The organism is Aliidiomarina minuta (genome assembly GCF_003987145.1).
In the GTDB taxonomy this organism is placed as follows: domain Bacteria; phylum Pseudomonadota; class Gammaproteobacteria; order Enterobacterales; family Alteromonadaceae; genus Aliidiomarina; species Aliidiomarina minuta.
The window spans coordinates 81,896-101,691 of record NZ_PIPL01000001.1 but is presented as its reverse complement, the minus strand read 5'-3'; the positions used below and the strand labels follow the sequence as shown (position 1 = coordinate 101,691).

13 protein-coding genes are annotated in these 19,796 nt (G+C 47.6%); 5 read left to right on the top strand and 8 right to left on the bottom strand.

The genetic code is table 11. From position 1 onward, the window contains the following. Positions 1-25: 25 nt before the first annotated feature. From CWE09_RS00470 to grpE, 6 genes are all read right to left on the bottom strand, one after another. Entirely contained in the window at positions 26-2,317 is a 2,292-nt protein-coding gene (locus tag CWE09_RS00470; RefSeq protein ID WP_126801948.1) for a TonB-dependent receptor, read from the bottom strand. A 200-nt stretch (positions 2,318-2,517) separates the two neighbouring features. Further along, on the bottom strand, positions 2,518-3,777 hold the full coding sequence (locus CWE09_RS00465) for a dicarboxylate/amino acid:cation symporter (protein WP_126801947.1): 1,260 nt from the start codon (positions 3,775-3,777) through the stop codon (positions 2,518-2,520). A 94-nt stretch (positions 3,778-3,871) separates the two neighbouring features. Beyond that, positions 3,872-4,717 (bottom strand): M48 family metallopeptidase, encoded by an 846-nt coding sequence (locus tag CWE09_RS00460; RefSeq protein WP_126801946.1) that lies wholly within the window; start codon positions 4,715-4,717, stop codon positions 3,872-3,874. A 115-nt stretch (positions 4,718-4,832) separates the two neighbouring features. Next, positions 4,833-5,984 carry a molecular chaperone DnaJ gene (gene dnaJ / locus CWE09_RS00455; protein WP_126801945.1) on the bottom strand — a complete coding sequence of 384 codons (1,152 nt, stop codon included), beginning with the start codon at positions 5,982-5,984 and terminating at the stop codon, positions 4,833-4,835. A 79-nt stretch (positions 5,985-6,063) separates the two neighbouring features. After that, positions 6,064-7,995: a molecular chaperone DnaK gene (gene dnaK, locus CWE09_RS00450; protein WP_126801944.1), complete on the bottom strand. Its 1,932-nt coding sequence runs from the start codon at positions 7,993-7,995 to the stop codon at positions 6,064-6,066. A gap of 119 nt (positions 7,996-8,114) precedes the next feature. Further along, entirely contained in the window at positions 8,115-8,720 is a 606-nt protein-coding gene (gene grpE, locus CWE09_RS00445) for a nucleotide exchange factor GrpE (RefSeq protein WP_126801943.1), read from the bottom strand. Between the two features lie 158 nt (positions 8,721-8,878). On the opposite strand from grpE, the gene nadK reads away from it, so the two are divergent. The 4 genes from nadK to CWE09_RS00425 all read left to right on the top strand — a co-directional run bounded on the left by nadK (position 8,879) and on the right by CWE09_RS00425 (position 14,865). Beyond that, complete coding sequence (gene nadK / locus CWE09_RS00440) at positions 8,879-9,772, top strand: NAD(+) kinase (protein WP_126801942.1); 894 nt, start codon at positions 8,879-8,881, stop codon at positions 9,770-9,772. 94 nt (positions 9,773-9,866) lie between these two features. Then, entirely contained in the window at positions 9,867-11,528 is a 1,662-nt protein-coding gene (gene recN, locus CWE09_RS00435) for a DNA repair protein RecN (RefSeq protein WP_126801941.1), read from the top strand. Positions 11,529-11,660: 132 nt separating this feature from the next. After that, on the top strand, positions 11,661-12,008 hold the full coding sequence (locus CWE09_RS00430) for an outer membrane protein assembly factor BamE (RefSeq protein ID WP_126801940.1): 348 nt from the start codon (positions 11,661-11,663) through the stop codon (positions 12,006-12,008). 103 nt (positions 12,009-12,111) lie between these two features. Beyond that, a complete protein-coding gene (locus tag CWE09_RS00425; protein WP_126801939.1) occupies positions 12,112-14,865 on the top strand; it encodes an insulinase family protein in 2,754 nt (917 codons plus the stop codon). Between the two features lie 328 nt (positions 14,866-15,193). Here the strand turns inward: CWE09_RS00425 and fadJ are convergent, their stop codons facing one another. Next, on the bottom strand, positions 15,194-17,314 hold the full coding sequence (gene fadJ, locus CWE09_RS00415) for a fatty acid oxidation complex subunit alpha FadJ (protein WP_126801937.1): 2,121 nt from the start codon (positions 17,312-17,314) through the stop codon (positions 15,194-15,196). Next, positions 17,314-18,627: an acetyl-CoA C-acyltransferase FadI gene (gene fadI / locus CWE09_RS00410; RefSeq protein WP_126801936.1), complete on the bottom strand. Its 1,314-nt coding sequence runs from the start codon at positions 18,625-18,627 to the stop codon at positions 17,314-17,316. The genes fadJ and fadI overlap by 1 nt, the downstream gene beginning before the upstream one ends. A gap of 212 nt (positions 18,628-18,839) precedes the next feature. On the opposite strand from fadI, the gene CWE09_RS00405 reads away from it, so the two are divergent. After that, on the top strand, positions 18,840-19,796 hold the full coding sequence (locus CWE09_RS00405) for an AAA family ATPase (RefSeq protein ID WP_126801935.1): 957 nt from the start codon (positions 18,840-18,842) through the stop codon (positions 19,794-19,796).

Below are 19,796 nucleotides of genomic sequence, written 5' to 3'. Positions count from 1 at the left end.
TATGCATCCACAACGCACCCAATTCTCAGAACTGGTATTGCATACCAATCCCTACCACACGGGGTGCCCCTAAAACAGCATATGGAATATCCATTCTACGGTATTCGATATATGTTTTATCAAACACATTGTTAGCAAATAAATACACCGACCAGTCCAGAGTTTCATAGCTTAATTTGCTATTAACAACTGTGCGGGCGTCAGCTTTATTGTCACTTCCGGTACTCATCAATGCCGCACTACGATAGTTCGCATTCACATTCGCAGTCCAGTTTTGCCCCCAGTAAAGATTCATTCCCAGCGCCGCGGTATGTTTAGGGGCGAAGATAAACTCACGACCTGCATGATCATTAATGGTCGCCCCGTCCACCACTTCAAATTCATCGAATTGAGTCCGGGAATACGCATAAGAAGCATACCAGTCGATGTAGTTATTCAGATACTGGCGGGTTTCCAGCTCAATTCCATACAGGTGTGCTCTGCCCGCGTTTACGGTGTGCGAATCATAGGTGTTGAGTCCAAACTGCGCGTTCACCTGTTTATCGGTCCAGTCCACGTAATACAGGTTACTGCTGATAAACAAATTGTTGGCTAACCGACTACGCCAGGCAAACTCATAGTTGGTGGTATACTCAGGTTCATACGCAAAAACTTCTCCACGCGCCAGGTTAAAAGCACTGCCACCCGAGCGATAGGCGCGTTGCACAGTAAAGGCCAGCGAATCATCCTCGGCATAATCCCAGCGTATGCCTAATTTAGGTAAAAATGCATTGAAATCACGTGTACTGGCAGGAGTTTCACTGCCTGCACGAGCGACCATATCTAATACCGCATTATTAATGCCGGTAATCAGGCGATAGGAAGCGGAGTCTTCGGCACCATAATCGCCTGGGTCAGGCAATACGCCGGAAAAATCCGCGGAGGTCGTCGACTGGAAAGTATATTCTTCATTGTCATAACGAAAACCAGCTAACAAGGCCACATCATCAAGCAGTCGATATTCAATATCGGCAAATACCGAACGATTGGTCGATTTACTGGGACCATCGCTTAAATAAGCCACTGGAATTTGCGGAAGTGCCTCAGCATACTGATTGGCAAATTGATTTGCCGTGTCACTATCAACTCCGCTTCCTTCCAATACAGTAACTATAGTATTTACTGGGGTGGGTAGCGTAGCCATGCGATCTGCATAACTATCAATTTCTCGTGATGACCAATAAGCCCCTACCAGGCCACTGACCGCAGGATAATCAAACTGCAAACGAAATTCCTGCGAGCGATTGCTGAACGCTTCATCAAACATACCATATGAAATATCTTCTGCAGTTACGTCAATATCAAAGAAACGCAGTGCATCAGAATCTGTTTTAGAACTCACCGAAGATAATGACCAGTTTTGATTAAAAACGTAGTCAACTTCCAGAGTCTGAACATCCGTCGTCACATCAGATGTATTGGGACGATTCGAAGTATTTATCCGGTTATCATAAAAATCATCGACATCAATACGCGCATAATTAAACATGTAGGGACCTTCACGGTCATCGCGCATCAAGGATAAACGAGCCGTGAGCCCGGGCAGAAAATCGGGGGTCCACAAAAGTTTAAAACGGCTGACCAGAGAGTCGACCGGATCTTCTTGAGTATCCAGGGTTGGATTATAAATGAAACCATCAAAATCACGTTTTTCTACCGCCAACCGGAACGCCAGTTGATCATCCAGTAAAGGGCCGCCGCCAGCAAAAGCAAGACGACGGTCATTGGGATCTGACCATTGCCCGCGAATTTTACCTGACCAATCCATAGTCGGGTCCTGGGTACGCAGAATAATAGCGCCCGCTAATGAGTTCTCTCCCTGAACTGTCGACTGCGGTCCGCGAAGTATCTCGACTTGAGCAATATCCCACAGGTCGGTCGGAGCGGCATCATTGATTTGACCTGGGATAGCGGCTCCGTCCACATAAATAGTCGCGAGTGGATTGGCTGAACTGGATTCATCGCTGATGCCACGTATGGTATACCCGCGCTCACCGTACATTTGCGAGACATTCACGGTGCGACTGAGCACATCCGATAACCCAACTAAGTTTTCCTGTTCAATCCGCTGCGCCGTGGTTACGGCGACACTGCTGGTGGTTTCCTGCATCGATCGATTGCGTTTCTCCCCTTGCACGGTAATCACTTCAACATAGGTACTGCTTTTCTCGGTGGTAGCCTCTTCTTTCTCTTCATTGGCCAGTGCCAGGTTACTTGTCAGCATCATCACACAGCTACTGATGGATAATGCCTGCATAATTAAGCGTGAATGCGACATGATAATGTTCTCGATTTACTTCTGAAAAGGGAAAATAGAATAACCTTAATGATAATGATTATCAATATCATTAGTATAGAAGTAAGTCTTTTGCACAACATAGAATCATAAAAAAACCCGCAGTTATTCGCTGCGGGTTTGAAAGTTGTAGTTTTAAACTGGAATGTTCGCCCACCAGGGCTATTGACTGACAAATACCATCAGTGACTTTCCCTGGCTTCAGTTAGTTCTGCCGACTCTGTATCTAACACAACGGAATCATCAATTAATCCCTCAGAACGTGCAACTACGCTAGACACTACCATATCACCGGTTACATTCGTGGCGGTGCGCATCATATCTATAATTCGGTCTACCGCGGCAATAAATGCGATGCCTTCCAGAGGCAAGCCCACCGCTGTCAACGTCACGGTCAACATCACCATCGCAGAGCCAGGAACGCCAGCCGTTCCTACCGCCGCTATCGTAGCTGTTAAAGTGATGATTATGTACTCAGTCACCCCCAGCGGAATGCCATAAAGATGTGCGATGAAAATAGCCGCTATCGCTGGATAAATACCACCGCAACCGTCCATATTAATAGTCGCGCCTAAAGGCAGTGAAAAACTGGCGTAGTCTTTATTAACACCCAGGCGTTCTGTCGTGGTTTTATAAGTAGCTGGTAAGGTGCCATAGCTGCTTGAAGTCGTATAGGCCACAACCTGAGTGGAAAATATCGCCTTCAGGAAATGCCAGGGATTCATTCTGGCGCCAAACTTAACCAGCGCACCGTATACGAAGACAATATGTATCAGGCAGGCCACATAAATAGCGACAATAAATTTACCCAGGGGCATTAGAGTTTCCAGGCCATAACTACCCACTACCCAGGCCATCAGGCCAAAGACACCTATCGGAGTTAACTCCAGCACCATGCGGGTGATCTGGAACATAATGTCAGCACCTGAGCTGAAAAAAGCCCGCGCCGGTTCTGCTTTCTCTTTTAGCTGGTTGATGGCTATGCCCACCAGGGCCGCGAACACAATGATTTGCAGTACCCGGCCTTCGACCATGGCCGCAAAAGGATTACTGGGCACAAAGTTGAGCAGCACCTGACTGAATGCCGGGATATCGCGTTCAGTCACCTCGGCTGCGGTTAGTTCGGTAGCAGGTGTTAAATCAAAAGCGGTGCCCACTCCCAGCCCGATTAAACTGGCCAGAAAGGCTGTAAACAGGAACAGGCCGATGGTCTTAGTCGCCAGTCGCGCTACATTAGTGTGCGCCTGCAAACTGGTAATAGCACTGACGATAGCGCAAAAGATGAGAGGCACGACAAGCATCTGAATTGCCTGAATAAATAATTGGCCCAACGGCTGCATCTGCACCGCAGTATCAGCTGCCACAACGCCTAATAGCGCACCTGCAGCAAAACCACCTAACACCCGTTGCCAGAAAGGAATAGCAAACCATATTTTGATCATCTGAACGCACCCGGCTAATACAAGAAAGCCGTCACCTTAATTCAGGTAACGGCTTACCAACAAGCACGTTTTGTTCTGACTTATAGCCTTTTGTTTAGCCCTCTTCGACCGGCTCGTCAGCCCAGGCAGGACGCTCGCATTGAGGAGCTGGCCCCTGTGCAAGACGCGCCTCATAATCACCCATAACATCCGGAACCTGACGACTCAAAGCTCGGATACGGGTAGATGGTGACGGATGCGTCGAAAGCAACTCAGGGGGACCCCCACCGTCTGACATCTCTTGCATTCGTTCCCATAACTTAGGCGCTTCTTCAGGGTCAAAACCCGCCTTAGCCATCAAATCCAGACCTATCTCATCAGCCTCAGACTCATGAGCTCTGCTGTAAGGAAGCATATAACCTACCTGAGCACCTAACCCCAGCCCAGCCATAATAAGAGCGCGCTGCGAAGTTGGGCGGTCAGAAAGCGCAAAATCGGCACCCATGAGTAGTCCGCCAACCAACAGATTTCCGGATAAACGTTCGGAACTATGTTCAGCCATTACATGACCCACTTCATGACCCATCACTGCTGCCAACTGGTGTTGGTTTTCAGCGAGGCGAATCATACCTGTGTAAACACCGAGATAACCACCGGGTAGAGCAAAAGCATTGACCATTTCAGATTCAAAAACTACGACTTCCCAACTTTGGTCTGCATACTTTTCGGGTAAAACTTCTACAATGGCATCGGTCAGGCATTGCACATAAGCGTTGGCCGCTGGATCGTCAGAAACCTGTTCCTGTTGCTTAATTTGCTGAAAAGAGTCAGCGCCCATTGAGTTGAGCTGCGAAGAAGGAAGCAGAGTCAGCTGCGAACGCCCCGTCGGGGAAGTAGAACAGGCAGCCAGGACACACAGGCTCACTAGCGTAAGCGCTAGCTTTTTCGTGACTAATTTCATATACACCTTAAGTAAACTATGAATACGTTATCTGAGTATATTCTAATGTAGCTGAAAGTAAAAAAGGAGCGCTATCAAAGCACTCCTTTTTTCATCACTTTAACGAGAATCGCAATTAACGGGTCAAATCATCAAAGAATTTTTTAACACCATCAAAAAAACCGCGCTCTTTAGGCCGGTAACGAGCCGCTTCATCGCCTTTACCCATCGAATCATCAAGCTCTCTTAGCAGAGCTTTCTGAGCATCAGAAAGGTTGACTGGTGTTTCTACCACCGCTTTGCAAATCAGATCGCCAGTAACCCCGTTACGTACTGAAGTAACACCTTTTCCTCGCAGCCGGAATGAACGTCCAGTTTGTGTCTCAGTCGGTATCTTCAATTTCACTTTACCGTCTAACGTAGGCACTTCAACCTCGCCACCTAATGCAGCATGGGTAAAGCTAATCGGTACTTCACAATGCAGGTTACTACCGTCACGTTTGAAAATACTGTGTTCACGTACATTTACCTGAACATAAAGATCTCCGGACGGCGCCCCGTGCTCTCCTGCCTCGCCTTCGCCGGAAAGACGAATACGATCACCGGTATCAACACCCGCAGGAATTTTCACATTCAGAGTTTTAGTTTTCTCTACGCGACCTGCGCCATGGCAGCTTTTACATGGGTTTTTAATGATTTTACCGCTACCGCCACATTTTGGACAGGCCTGCTGCACGGCAAAAAAGCCCTGACGCATCTGAATCTGACCAGCGCCATGACAATAGTCACAGGTTTCAGCTTTAGAGCCTTTTTCAGCGCCACTACCACCACAATCACCGCACTCAGCTAAGGTTGGTATTTCCAGATCCACTGTTTTACCGCGGACGGCTTCTTCCAGTGACATATCCAGATTGTAGCGAAGATCAGCACCGCGTTGACCGCGACTTTGCGGACCGCCCCGGCGACCACCGCCAAAAATATCACCAAATACATCACCAAATATGTCTGAGAAATCAGCACCACCGGCGCCACCGCCTGCACCACCAAAACCACCACGTGACTGATCAAAGGCTGCGTGGCCATACTGATCATACGCCTGGCGTTTACCCGGGTTGCTCAGTACTTCATAGGCTTCTTTCACATCCTTGAATTTAGCCTCCAGGTCCTTATCACCTTTGGTGCGATCCGGGTGAAATTTCATCGCCATACGTTTGTAGGCTTTTTTTATCTCCCGCTCGTCAGCGTCTTTTGCGACGCCCAGGGCTTCATAATAATCCGGTTTTGCCATAAATCACCTTGCTGTTTACAAACACACGGGCGTAGCTATTACGCTAACGCCCGTGTCATCAGAAGTTGCTTATAACAACTTACTTTTTGTTGTCATCTTCGTCTTTAACTTCTTCGAACTCTGCGTCAACTACATCATCCGCAGCGTTGTTTGCCGCTTCCGGGTCAGCACCAGTTTCACCGCCTTGCTCCTGCGCTTTCTGCTGAGCAATTTCCATTAACTTAGCGGAAGCTTCAATTAAGGCCTGCTGTTTGCTCTCAATCTGCTCTTTGTCGCCATCTTTAATAGCACTTTCAAGCTCAGAGATAGCAGTTTCAATCGGCGCTTTATCGTCTTCAGTCAAGGCATCGCCAGCTTCTTCCATTTGTTTACGGGTCGCATGTACTAAACCGTCAGCCTGGTTACGTGTCTGCACCATTTCTTCAAACTTCTTGTCTTCTTCAGCATGGGCTTCAGCATCACGCACCATTTGATCGACTTCATCATCGCTCAGACCAGACGAAGCTTTAATGGTAATTTTCTGTTCTTTACCTGTGTCTTTATCTTTCGCTGACACATTCAGAATACCATCCGCATCAATATCAAAGGTGACTTCGATCTGCGGAGTACCTCGTGCGGCACTACGAATGCCTTCCAGGTTGAATTGTCCCAGCGATTTGTTATCCGCTGAACGCTTACGTTCACCCTGTAACACATGAATAGTAACCGCTGACTGGTTGTCTTCTGCCGTCGAGAAGGTCTGTGACTGCTTCGTCGGAATCGTGGTATTTTTCTCAATCAGCGGAGTCATCACACCGCCCATGGTTTCAATACCCAGCGACAGCGGACATACGTCCAGCAGCAATACGTCTTTAACATCGCCCTGCAATACACCAGCCTGAACCGCTGCACCTACAGCTACTGCTTCATCAGGGTTAACATCCTTACGTGGCTCTTTGCCAAAGAAGTCAGTCACTACCGACTGCACTTTAGGCATACGAGTCTGACCACCCACCAGAATGATGTCGTTGATATCACCCACTTTAAGGTCAGCATCTGCTAAAGCACTTTTTAACGGCTCAAGCGTTTTCTGGATCAACTCTTCAACCAGAGACTCCAGCTTAGAGCGAGTCAGTTTAATAGCTAAATGCTTAGGACCGCTGGAATCTGCCGTAATATAAGGCAGGTTCACTTCAGTTTGCTGAGCAGAAGAAAGCTCGATTTTTGCTTTTTCACCGGCTTCTTTCAGACGCTGCATGGCCAATGGATCTTTACGCAGGTCAATGCCCTGGTCTTTATTAAACTGTTCAACCAGATAATTGATAACCTTGTTATCAAAATCCTCACCACCTAAGTGGGTATCACCATTGGTCGCCAGTACTTCAAAGGTATGCTCGCCTTCAACTTCATCTATTTCGATGATGGAGATATCAAAAGTACCGCCACCTAAGTCATACACAGCAATGACATTGTCACCGCGCTTGCGGTCCATGCCATAAGCCAGTGCCGCTGCGGTAGGCTCGTTAATAATACGTTTAACGTCGAGGCCTGCAATACGGCCAGCATCTTTAGTTGCCTGACGCTGAGCATCGTTAAAGTAAGCGGGTACTGTGATCACAGCTTCCGTTACTTCTTCACCCAGGTAATCTTCGGCAGTTTTCTTCATCTTTTTGAGGATTTCAGCAGAAATCTGCGGTGGCGCTTTTTGCTCACCCTTAACTTCTACCCAGGCATCGCCATTGTCAGCTTTAACAATGCCGAACGGCATAATACCGATATCGCGCTGCACTTCTTCGTCCTGAAAACGACGGCCAATCAGTCGCTTGATCGCATACACTGTATTCTGCGGGTTCGTCACGGCCTGGCGTTTTGCTGGCGCGCCTACTAAAGTTTCACCTTCATTGGTGAATGCCACAATTGACGGTGTAGTACGATCGCCTTCAGCATTTTCAATAACGCGAGGTTTGTCACCATCCAATACCGCCACACACGAGTTGGTAGTACCTAAATCAATTCCAATAATTCTACCCATAATTCTCTCCAACACTTCTTTAATTTGTTTCTGGGATATCCCTTATCTGGGGATGCCTGTGATTAATTTCAATACCCTTAGCAAGGGCTTTTTTCTGACTTGTCCGCTATATGGGGACATTAAGCAGTGGTATCAACACCACCGGTTGCTTCGCGAGATACCATCACCATCGCTGGACGTAATAAGCGACCATTTAACAGGTAGCCTTTTTGCATCACCGCGATAACGGTATTTGCTGGCACATCAGCGTTTTCCTGCATACCCATCGCTTCATGATGTTCCGGATTAAATGGCTGATCCTGTGGGTTTACCTCTTCTACACCGAACTTCTGTAAGGTGCTGAGAAAGCTCTTGTGAGTCATCTCAATGCCTTCCACTACGTTCTTAGTGCTATCATCTTCCTGATCAATAGCCTGCAAAGCCCGCTCCAGGTTATCGACTACTGGCAATAACTCTGCGGCAAATTTCTCAAGCGCAAAATTACGCGCTTTTTCTACATCAAGAGCCGCCCGGCGCCGCACGTTCTCAGATTCCGCAGCGGCTCGCAACGCAGCATCTTTGCGTTCTTCAGCTTCTGCTTTCACGCTCAACAAAGCCGCTTCCAGCTCAGCTATCCGCTGGTCAGAACGCCCCTGCTCATTTTCTTCACTATTGTCCTGTTGCAGTTCCTGTTCTTCTGCAGAAGACTGCTTCTCGGATTGTTCAGGATTACCTGGCTTAGTCATGTCTGACTCCCTCAACTAAGGTTATTCATTAAATGCATGAGGTGATAATGGGGGCGCTTCGTAGCTATTCAAGCGCAAATTACAAACTGATTTAACGCAGTATTGATTTAGCCGACTAAAAAACGTAGCTTAAAGTCAAACTTACAACTGGAACTTTGATGACAACCGCAACTTCAACTCCTTTTCAGCGCATTGCCCTGCTGGGTAAGCCGGATATGCCAGAAGCCCAGCATACCTTGCTAAAACTTTACCAGGCACTCAGTGGTTCAGGTCATCGCCTACTACTTGAAAAAAACAGTTACCTGCAACTCAATACGCCCGAAGATGCCATAGTGTGCACCATTGAGGAAATTGGTGAGCAGGCCGATTTGGCTGTCGTAGTGGGAGGCGACGGCAATATGCTCGGAGCCGCACGTATTCTGAGCCGCTACGAGGTAGGGGTAATCGGAGTTAACCGTGGCAATCTTGGATTTCTGACCGATCTGGACCCTGATGATGCGGTAGGGCCACTACTGGAAGTTATTGAAGGTCACTACAAAACCGAGTTTCGTTATCTGTTATCCGCTTCCGTGGCCAGAAACGGTAAAGAAACCAGTCGCAATAATGCAATTAATGAAGTCGTGCTGCATTCAGATAAAGTCGCTCATATGATCGAATTCGAGGTGTACGTAGACGAAGAGTTTATGTTCAGCCAGCGTTCTGACGGCTTGATTATTGCCACCCCAACGGGGTCCACAGCATACTCTCTTTCAGCAGGCGGTCCTATTCTGAATCCGCATATGGATGCTATGACGCTGGTACCTATGTTTCCCCATACCCTGAGCAGCCGTCCAATTGTTGTCGATGGTAATAGTTCTATCCGAATCCGCATTGCTTCCAATAATGACCCACTGCACATCAGCTGCGATGGTCATGTCACTCTGGCTGTGGCTCCCGGTGACGATATTCTGATTCAAAAACACCCGCGCCAGTTACGCCTGATACATCCACAGAATTACAACTATTACCACGTATTGCGCAACAAACTAAAATGGGGAAGCCGCCTGTTTTAATAAGTAATTTGCTAACTACCTTAAAAAAAGTTGCACTACTGTATAAACACTGTATATAGTTACTGTATAAATACTCAGTAACGGAGTCTTTGCTATGTTAACGCAACTTCATGTTCGCCAGTTCGCTATTGTTAAAGATCTGAATATCGAATTAAAAGCAGGAATGACAGCTATTACCGGTGAAACCGGTGCCGGTAAATCAATAGCGCTGGATGCTTTAGGTCTGTGTCTGGGCGCAAGAGCTGAAGCGGCAATGGTTCGTCCCGGTGCCGATAAAGCTGAGATTACAGCCGTTTTTGATATTCATGCGAATACGACCGCTATACGCTGGCTCACCGAACATGAGCTGGACGTCGATGAAGACTGCATCCTGCGCCGGACACTCACAGCAGAAGGACGCTCCAAAGGCTACATCAATGGTGCGCCTGTGCCGATGAATTTGCTCAAAGCTCTTGGCCAGCTACTGGTTAACATTCATGGTCAGCACGAACACCAGTTACTTACTCACAATGACCACCAGTTAAAGTTAGTTGATGGTTATGCACAGCATCATGAGTTACTTCAGGATACCCGCGACAAATGGCAACAGTGGCAGCTGCTGCGCCGTGAACAGAAGCAACTAAACGAACAGCGTGAACAGTTGCAGTCACGTCGCCAGTTACTCAACTACCAGGTTGGAGAACTGCAAGAGTTTGCACTACAACCCGATGAATTTACTCAAATAGAGAGCGATCATCGTCGCCTGGCCCATGCCAGTACCTTGCGTGATGAAGCCGCATTCAGCTTAAGTTCTTTGTACGATGGCGAACATAACAACGCTTTTTCCTTGCTGCAAACTGTTATCGAGCGACTGGCCCAACAGCAGTCAGTGGATAGTCAACTTGAGCCTATTGTTAATCTGCTGAGCGAAGCCGGTGTGCAGGTTGAAGAAGCCGTGCGTGAATTACGCCATTATCAGGATGCTATTGATATTGATCCGGAAGAACTGGCTGAGCTGGAACGGCGCATGACCACAGCGATGCAACTGGCGAAAAAACATCAGATTGCACCGCAACAATTACCAGAATTACAAGCCAGTCTGGAGCAGGAGTTACAACAGATAAGCGATAGCAACGCCCGTGCTGAAAGTTTAGATAAAGAGCTGGAACAGGCAGCCCATGCTTTCCAGAACACTGCAGAAAAACTAACCCGTAGTCGGCAAAAAGCGGCAACTGACCTGGGTAAACGTATCAGTCAGAGCATGCACGGCCTGAATATGAAAGCGGCGCAATTTAAAGTGGAACTGAATACTGATAACAAACATGCCAGCGCATTGGGCATGGAACAGATTAACTTTCTGGTCAGCACCAACCCTGGCCAGCCGTTGCAGCCACTAAATAAAGTAGCCTCTGGAGGTGAGTTATCGCGTATCAGTCTCGCCATCCAGGTAATTACCGCGAACCAGTCAAGCACACCTACCCTCATGTTCGACGAAGTTGATGTCGGAGTCAGTGGTCCTACTGCTGCGACCGTGGGTAATTTATTACGTACTTTAGGTCAATCTACCCAGGTTATTTGCGTAACGCATTTACCTCAGGTAGCCGCAAAAGCAAACCAGCAAATGTGTGTACAGAAAATTCACTCTAAAGACTCTACAGAGACCACTATGCTCGCTGTTCAGGGCGACGAACGGGTCATTGAACTAGCGCGCCTGCTAGGCGGAGACCAGATTTCTGAGAAGGCGATGGCGAACGCACAGGAATTATTGGCCAGTTAATGTAATTGATCGAGAACTTTTAAGACTGCGAGTAGTCAATCAGCGGGTGTATGGACATATCTTCGAAGTGCGGTAGTAATGCTCTTTCGCTTTCGTTATCATCCTTATAAGCGTCTAATGAAGTGGTAAAACATGAAAGCAGTTATTTTAAGTATTATTATTTTAGGTATCTCTGCCTGTGCAGTAATTGACCCCTGGGTATATAAAATAAATATTCCACAGGGTAACTTTATTGAGCAACGCGACGTCGACAACCTGCGCGTCGGTATGACTCGTGAGCAGGTTCAGTTTGTGTTGGGCAGTCCGGTTCTGCAAGACAGCTTCCGCGACGATACCTGGATTTATATGTACCGCCTTAAGCCAGGCCGGGGTGACATAGTTACCCGTGAATTATCCGTCCAATTCGACAATGATTTACTCACAGGTATCTCTGGTGACTTCGACAAACATGAACAGTTTGACGTGCCCCTGACAGAATAAGCAATCCTCTGCAGAGGGTCTAACCCTCTGCTAAAGCTGTGTTTTTAATGTTTATCCTGCTATAACCGAATGATCATTCCTCCATTCAAAAGTAAGGATTTTTATGTCCGGCACAGCCGTTTCAGATGACCATTTTCGCCCTGAAAAAAGTCCTTATGATCACCGTGATTATAAGTACCTGACGCTGGATAACGGCCTCCGGGTTATTTTAGTGCATGACGAACAAGCCATTCATAGCGCAGCAGCAGTCGGTGTCAATGCCGGCCACTTTCAGGATCCTGAAGAAATGCAGGGACTTGCTCACTTTCTCGAGCATATGCTCTTTATGGGCACCGCTAAATATCCACAACCATCTGATTACGGCGACTTTATTAGTCAGCATGGTGGTCATCACAATGCCTGGACAGGCACCGAGCACACCAGTTTTTATTTTGATATCCAACCTGAGTATTTTTCTGCCGCCCTGGACCGATTCAGTCAGTTTTTCATCGCCCCCCTATTCGAGCAGAAATGGATAGATAAAGAATTGCAGGCCGTTGAGTCTGAATACCGAATGAAGCTGACCGATGAGCTTCGCCGCCTTTATCAGGTTCATAAAGAAACCGCTAACCCGGAACACCCGTTTACCAAATTTTCAGTGGGTAATGCACACACTCTGGCCGATAGCGATCAGCAAACTACCGCGCAAAGGCTGCGACAGTTCTTTAGCGACTGGTATAAGGCTGAACATCTAAGCCTTGTTCTTGCCGGACCTCAGTCATTATCGGAGTTACAGCAATTAGCTACAGAGTGGTTTTCTGTTATTCCTGAAGGGGGTGCAGAACTTAACTATCCGCAGGTTCCTTTATACACCGAGCAACAACTCGGTGTACGCATTCATGTCCGACCTTTAAAACAAGCTTGTCGTTTAATACTCTCTTTCCCATTTCCCAGTATTAATGACGATTACCCCTACAAGACCACCAGCTTCCTTGCCCATATTCTTGGTTATGAAGGCCAGGGAAGCATCTGTGCCGAATTGAGACAACGAGGTTGGGCCACTGCCCTGTCAGCTGGCGGTGGCGTGAGTGGTAGTAATTTTAAAGACTTTAACTTCAATATTCAGCTAACAGAAAACGGCCTTGAGCAGATCGATGAAGTAATATGCCTTATTTTTAATGGTATAGCTCTGGTTAAAGAGCATGGATTAAAAAAGCATTATTATGCCGAGCGCCAGCAGATGATAGGCCTCGCGTTTCGTTTTCAGGAAGGTATCCGAACCTTAGATCTAGCGTCTCAGCTAGCTATCAATATGCTGCATTATGAGCCAGAGCACAGCATTACCGGCGATTACCTGATGCGCAACCTGAACATTGATAAAGCACATGAATTGCTACAGGTCATGCAACCAGAGAAGGCGCGAGTTACTCTCATTCATCAATCTTTACCGGTCAACCAGACCACTGAACTATATGAAACTGCGTACAGCATTCATGACATCGATGAAGAGAAACTGGCCTATTATGCAAGCCCGCTCGAAAACAGCAATCTTCGGTTACCACCAGCAAACCCCTTTATTCCTGAGCGCCAGAACCCGTTGCCCCTGCGTGAACCGGTTCGCCATAAACCAGCTTTAGTGCCCAGTGTCGCGTCATTACAGGCATGGCATCTTCAGGATGCCCAATTCAGGGTTCCGAAAGGGCACCTTTACCTGTCATTAAGTCTGCCTCACGCAACCGTCAGACGCAGTGCTTTTGCCTGCAGCCGGTTATGGTGTGAACTGGTTCTGGACAAACTGAATGAACGTTGTTACGACGCCGAAATTGCCGGCATTAACTTTAACCTCTATCCACAACAGTCCGGTATCAGTATTCATTTAAGTGGTTTCTCTGAGCAGCAACCCGCGTTGTTATCACGCATACTTAGCGAGTTAACCAATTTCGAATTTGCCGAACAGCACTTCAACGCTATTCAGCATAGCCTGTATCACAACTGGCTGGCGGTAAATCGACATAAACCAATAAATCATTTGTTCACTATCCTCAATCAGGAGCTGCAAAGAGGCTGTTTCACAGCACAAGGGCTGGCATCTGCCATGCCTGAAATTACGGAAGACTTTTTCCGTCAACAGCTGCCCATTTTATTTTCAGATATGAATGTACGTATGCTGATTCACGGCGATTGGCCAGTTGAAACCGCCCGCCACCTAACCAGTCTGGTGACCCAGAAATTACGTTTAAAGCGTCAACCCGCTCAAGGCCCGTTGCGCGAAGTCCGCTTATTGGAGCCCGGTAAACGTGAACTGAATTATAGCTACCTGCCCCACCCCGACAAAGCGGTCGCCTTATTTTGTCAGGGCCAATCGCAATCTGTGGTAGAAAAAGCCAGCTTTCTGTTACTCAATCACCTGGTGTCACCAGGATTCTTCTCTCAGCTACGCACTGAGCAACAGCTGGGGTATATGGTGGGCTCAAGCTATGTACCGATGAATGGAAGGCCTGGTCTGCTCTTTTACGTGCAGTCGCCACATGCTGAACTAGCGACTATGGAGTCGGCGATTGACCAGTTTATACAGCAATTTTGTGAACAGCTACCGACATTAGATAATGACAGTTGGGAAGATGCTAAACAAAGCGTGTTAACCCACCTGGAAGATAAAGATCCAAGTCTGAGAATACGCGCCCAGAGGTTATGGACAAGCATTGGCATTGAAGACTATAACTTTGATTTAGCTGATAAGCTGGCAGCAGAAGTAAGCCGCATTAGCCTGCAGCAACTGGTTCAGTTCGCAGTAGAGCGCATGCTACAAAGTGCATCCAGTATGTTCTTAACCTGTGAACCCATAAAGGAGACTGAAGATACCCCGGAAGACGACTGAATTAAGCCTTAAAACAACACGCCTGAGCTACTTTATGACGCAACTCGTGCATACGCTTATGTGTGGAGAAAAAAGGCCACACAAGAGGCCCCAGGCACAAACCTAAGAATCCCCAGCGTTTCGGATGCATCGCGTTTTTCAGTGCCTGTATATAAAAGTACAGGGCTGAAAGGATACTGACTACGGGTAGTACTATCATAACCACTCCTGTTGTCTGATTTGGGCAACGCTAAAGCCATTATACAGAATACAGCGAGCCGGCACATTGCGCCTTTCGCTATAAACGGCTTGCTAAAAGCAACAAGCCGTTCACATCAGTAGTCACCCATTAAGAATAAAAGCGGGTATTGTCCTTAGCCATTTGCACTAACAGGTCGCAAGGTGCATAACGAGCGCCCTGTTCTTTTTCCAGTGCCTGCAACTTCTCCACGACCTGCTTTATGCCCAGACTGTCCATGTAACGGAAAGGCCCACCCAGGAAAGGAGGGAAACCTATCCCATAAATAGCACCAATATCACCATCCCGTGGCGAATTGATAATATCGTCCTGCAGACACCAGGCGGCTTCATTCAGCATCGGGTAGATAGTGCGCTCAACTATCTGCTCACGGTCAAGCTGCTGCGAAGGGGAAACGTCAAGAATCTTATAAACGCTGCTATCCACTTCTTTGCCTTTTTTCCCGCCTTCGTATTTATAAAAACCTTTTTTAGTTTTACGACCTTTACGGCCGTCGTCCAGCAATTTGTCAAAAGCTGTCGGCGACTCAAAACGTTCGCCCAAAGCATCTACCAGTATAGGAGCCACTTTGGCACCTACATCAATACCTACCTCATCCAGCAAAGTGATAGGCCCAACCGGGAAACCAAATTTAACCAGCGCTTTATCAATATGCTCAATCGGCTCCCCGTCCAGTAACAGACGTGCCGCTTCGTTCATATAAGGAGCCAGAATACGATTCACATAAAAACCAGCACCGTCACGCACCACAATCGGTGTTTTACCCTGGGCACGAGCAAAAGCAACTGTCGTCGCTATGGTTTTATCCGACGTTCCAGGGTGGGTGATAATCTCTGCCAATGGCATTTTCTCGACCGGGGAGAAATAGTGCAGCCCGATGACCAGCTCCGGACGCTCTGCTTTAGCCGCGATTTTAGTGATCGGCAACGAAGACGTATTAGTCGCGAAAATTGTGCTTTTCTGGGCATTCTGTTCAATATCTGAAACCATTTTCTGCTTCAGATCCAGATCTTCAAATACCGCTTCATTAACGATATCGACGTCTTTAAAACCACTGTAATCGGTCGTAGTACTCAGCATCAGCATTTGTTTTTCAAGCTCTGCCTGGCGCATGATTTTGCGCTTAACTTTGGGTTTCAACAGACTATGATGATAATGCAAAGCATTCTTGATGCCTTCCTGATTAATATCTTTCAGGCGTACCGGCACTTTCGCCTTGTTAATGCTGACATGGGCAATACCGCCACCCATAAGACCGCCGCCTAACACCGCTGCTTTTTTAACTTTGTCTGGCTTAACCCCATCAGCACCGGTTTCTTTTTTCATTTCAGTGGTAGCAAAGAAAATATTGCGCAACTGATTCGATTCCGGCGTCATCGCCAGCTCGCCGAAGTTTTTGGCTTCCAGCTCAAGACCCGCTTTCATGCCTTTGCTGATACCATGAGACACAGTGTCTATGATGCGATCAATAGCCGGATAATTACCCTGTGCTTTTTTCTGTGCCTGTTCCCGCGCTTTTTTATAAAGCACTGAACTTAAAGGCCCTTCAAGAATTTTTTGCACCAGGCCATGATTTGGCTTTGAAGGCTTAGGTTTGCCTTTTTTTGCCAGCTCAATAGCCGCTTCCAGTAAAATACTTTGCGGTACCACATCATTGGCTAAGCCATATTTTTTTGCTTGTTTAGGACGCAGTTGTTTACCGGTCAGCATCATGGTCAGGCCCTGCTGAATACCGACCTTACGAGGCAGACGCTGAGTACCACCAGAACCAGGTAAAAGACCCAGCTGCACTTCAGGCAATCCCATTACGGTTTTATCTGAATCACTAATAACCCGACCATGACAAGCCAGCGCTAACTCCAGGCCTCCGCCCAGGCAGGCACCATGCACAGCGGCAATCACTGGTACTTTCTGTTCTTCTACACGGTCAAATAACGCCTGTCCCTGCCGCGCCAGACTTTCTGCGTCAGCCGCCGAGCTACAATCCGCGATCATGCGAATGTCAGCACCAGCTATAAAAGAGGTAGCTTTACCACTGACAAATACGATGCCCTTAATACTGCTATCATTTTCAATATCATCCAGTAAATCAGTCACTTCATCAGCAAAACTGGATTTCAGGGTGTTCATGCTTTCACCCGGCACATCAATAGTAATAATAGCGATGCCGTCGTCACGCTTTTCTAAGGTAAATGCTTTTTGCTCACTCATTATTCAGTCTCCAGTATCATTGCGGAACCCAGTCCACCCGCCGCACAGGCGGTGGTTAAACCTACCCCACCACCGCGACGCTGCAATTCATTAAGTGTCTGTGTGATCATTCGCGCACCAGTAGCGGCAAAAGGATGACCATAGGCAATAGAACCACCCATCACGTTAAACTTATCCATATCAATTTCGCCAATTGCCTGGCTACGATTCAGTTTTTCCTGTGCAAACTTCTGGCTGGCAAACATTTTCACATTAGCCAGAGTCTGAGCAGCGAAAGCTTCGTGCATTTCAATCAGATCCAAATCACCCAGTTGCATACCCGCTCGTTCCAGTGCGACAGGCGTTGCATACGAAGGACCCATCAGCATGTCCTGCCATACGTCGATAGCCGTAAAAGCGTAACTGCGGATATAACCTAAAGGTTTATACCCCAGTTCTTTTGCCCGGCTCTCCGTCATCATCAGTACCGCCGCAGCGCCGTCCGTTAATGGCGTCGAGTTAGCCGCTGTTACTGAGCCGTGTTTACGGTCAAATGCAGGGCGCAGTTTGGCGTAACCTTCCACTTTCGAATCGCTGCGGATATTGTTATCGCGCTCCAGGAAATCATCATAAGGTGCTACGTGCGCAGCCATCACTTCATGTGCTAACTTGCCATCTTCCCAGGCCTGATGCGCCATATTGTGGGAACGATGCGCCAGCTTATCCTGATCTTCGCGACTTATATTATGACTTTTTGCCATCTGCTCGGCAGTCTCGCCCATGGTAAGTCCAGTAGAATATTCAGCAATAGCTGGTGGGACCGGCATCAGATCTTTTAAACCCAGACGCTTAAGTATTTTCAGCTTTGCCCCGGTACTACGGGCTTTATTCAAATCAACCAAAGCCAAAGCCAGCTTACGGGAAACCCCTATCGGTAATACCGAGGAAGAATCAGACCCCCCAGCTATACCAACCGAAATATTACCTGCCAGCATTGATTCGGCAATGTTGGCTGCGGATTGAAAGCTGGTTGCGCAGGCCCGGCTTACACTGTAAGCGTCAGTGCTTACTGGCAATGTGGTGCCTAATACAATTTCCCGGGCAATATTTGGCGCTGAAGGCATTTGCACAACCTGACCAAACACCAGTTGCTGTACCAGCTCGGCATCCAGATCGGTTCGTGAGATAAGTTCCTGAACCACCATTTTGCCCATATCCAGTGCGGGTACACCGTGAAAATAGGTAGCTTGTTTAGCGAAAGGCGTACGTAAACCCGCCACTATGGCAATACGATCACCTTTGGCGGTAACTAAAGACTGTGCTGAAGCTGACATAGAACTCCCCTTTTACGGTTACTGGTCAGACCACGAAAAATTACCTGATTCTAACTGTAAATTTAACAGATTTAAACCATTGATTTTCTGTACACTGGCCTTATAACGCGAACTAACTGCGTAAACAGGTATCAGAGTGACTGAATTTTCTTTAAGACTAGTCATTCCAAGAAGATAAAGAAACCGACTACGACAATAAATAAGGATATAGCATGGCAGTGCACGCCTTCCGCAAATTGCGCGATTTTTTAAATAGTCAGGTCATTGGTCAGCCTGAATTAACCGAGCATTTATTAATAGCCATACTGGCGGATGGGCACTTATTAGTTGAAGGTCCTCCAGGTCTGGCTAAAACACGCGCCATCAACGCTTTAGCAAAAGGTATTGAAGCAAACTTTCATCGCATCCAGTTTACTCCGGACTTATTACCTGCGGATCTAACCGGTACTGATATTTATCGCCCCGAAACCGGCGACTTCAAATTTCAGCCAGGTCCGCTATTTCATAACTTAATACTGGCGGACGAAATTAACCGGGCACCGGCTAAAGTACAATCAGCGTTACTTGAGGCTATGGCGGAACGACAGATAACGGTGGGCAAAAAGACCTACGCACTGCCGCCGCTATTCACCGTTATGGCGACACAGAACCCTATTGAACAGGAAGGTACCTACCCTTTGCCTGAAGCTCAGCTGGATCGCTTTCTGCTTCATCTGGTGCTGGATTATCCGGATGCAGCTACTGAGCGACGTATACTGCAATTAACGCGCAACGAAAGCATAAGGGGGGAAAGCGATATGCCAGAACCTCTTAGTCAAAAAGCCATTTTTGCCGCTCGTCAGGCGACCATGAGCCTGCATATAGAGCCTGCGGTGGAAAATTATATCGTGCAACTGGTAATAGCTACCCGCCAGCCAGCTGCCTATGACGAGACTTTAGCCAGCTGGATAGAATACGGTGTCAGCCCTCGCGCTTCTATTGCCCTGGAGCGCTGCGCCCGGGCCCGGGCCTGGTTATTAGGCCGTGACTTTGTTACTCCTGATGATGTAACCGCCGTCGCTTATAACGTACTACGTCACCGACTTATTTTAAGTTATCAGGCTGAAGCCGATGGTGTCAGTGCTAATCAGGTATTGGACAAAATTCTCAACCTGGTTCCTGCGCCTTAA

Bases quoted from the DNA above. Each gene is read 5' to 3' on its own strand.
- fadJ (WP_126801937.1), bottom strand. From the start codon at position 17,314: ATGAGTGAGCAAAAAGCATTTACCTTAGAAAAGCGTGACGACGGCATC.
- dnaK (WP_126801944.1), bottom strand. From the start codon at position 7,995: ATGGGTAGAATTATTGGAATTGATTTAGGTACTACCAACTCGTGTGTG.
- CWE09_RS00425 (WP_126801939.1), top strand. From the start codon at position 12,112: ATGTCCGGCACAGCCGTTTCAGATGACCATTTTCGCCCTGAAAAAAGT.
- CWE09_RS00405 (WP_126801935.1), top strand. From the start codon at position 18,840: ATGGCAGTGCACGCCTTCCGCAAATTGCGCGATTTTTTAAATAGTCAG.
- recN (WP_126801941.1), top strand. From the start codon at position 9,867: ATGTTAACGCAACTTCATGTTCGCCAGTTCGCTATTGTTAAAGATCTG.
- CWE09_RS00430 (WP_126801940.1), top strand. From the start codon at position 11,661: ATGAAAGCAGTTATTTTAAGTATTATTATTTTAGGTATCTCTGCCTGT.
- fadI (WP_126801936.1), bottom strand. From the start codon at position 18,627: ATGTCAGCTTCAGCACAGTCTTTAGTTACCGCCAAAGGTGATCGTATT.
- CWE09_RS00465 (WP_126801947.1), bottom strand. From the start codon at position 3,777: ATGATCAAAATATGGTTTGCTATTCCTTTCTGGCAACGGGTGTTAGGT.
- CWE09_RS00470 (WP_126801948.1), bottom strand. From the start codon at position 2,317: ATGTCGCATTCACGCTTAATTATGCAGGCATTATCCATCAGTAGCTGT.
- grpE (WP_126801943.1), bottom strand. From the start codon at position 8,720: ATGACTAAGCCAGGTAATCCTGAACAATCCGAGAAGCAGTCTTCTGCA.
- dnaJ (WP_126801945.1), bottom strand. From the start codon at position 5,984: ATGGCAAAACCGGATTATTATGAAGCCCTGGGCGTCGCAAAAGACGCT.
- CWE09_RS00460 (WP_126801946.1), bottom strand. From the start codon at position 4,717: ATGAAATTAGTCACGAAAAAGCTAGCGCTTACGCTAGTGAGCCTGTGT.
- nadK (WP_126801942.1), top strand. From the start codon at position 8,879: ATGACAACCGCAACTTCAACTCCTTTTCAGCGCATTGCCCTGCTGGGT.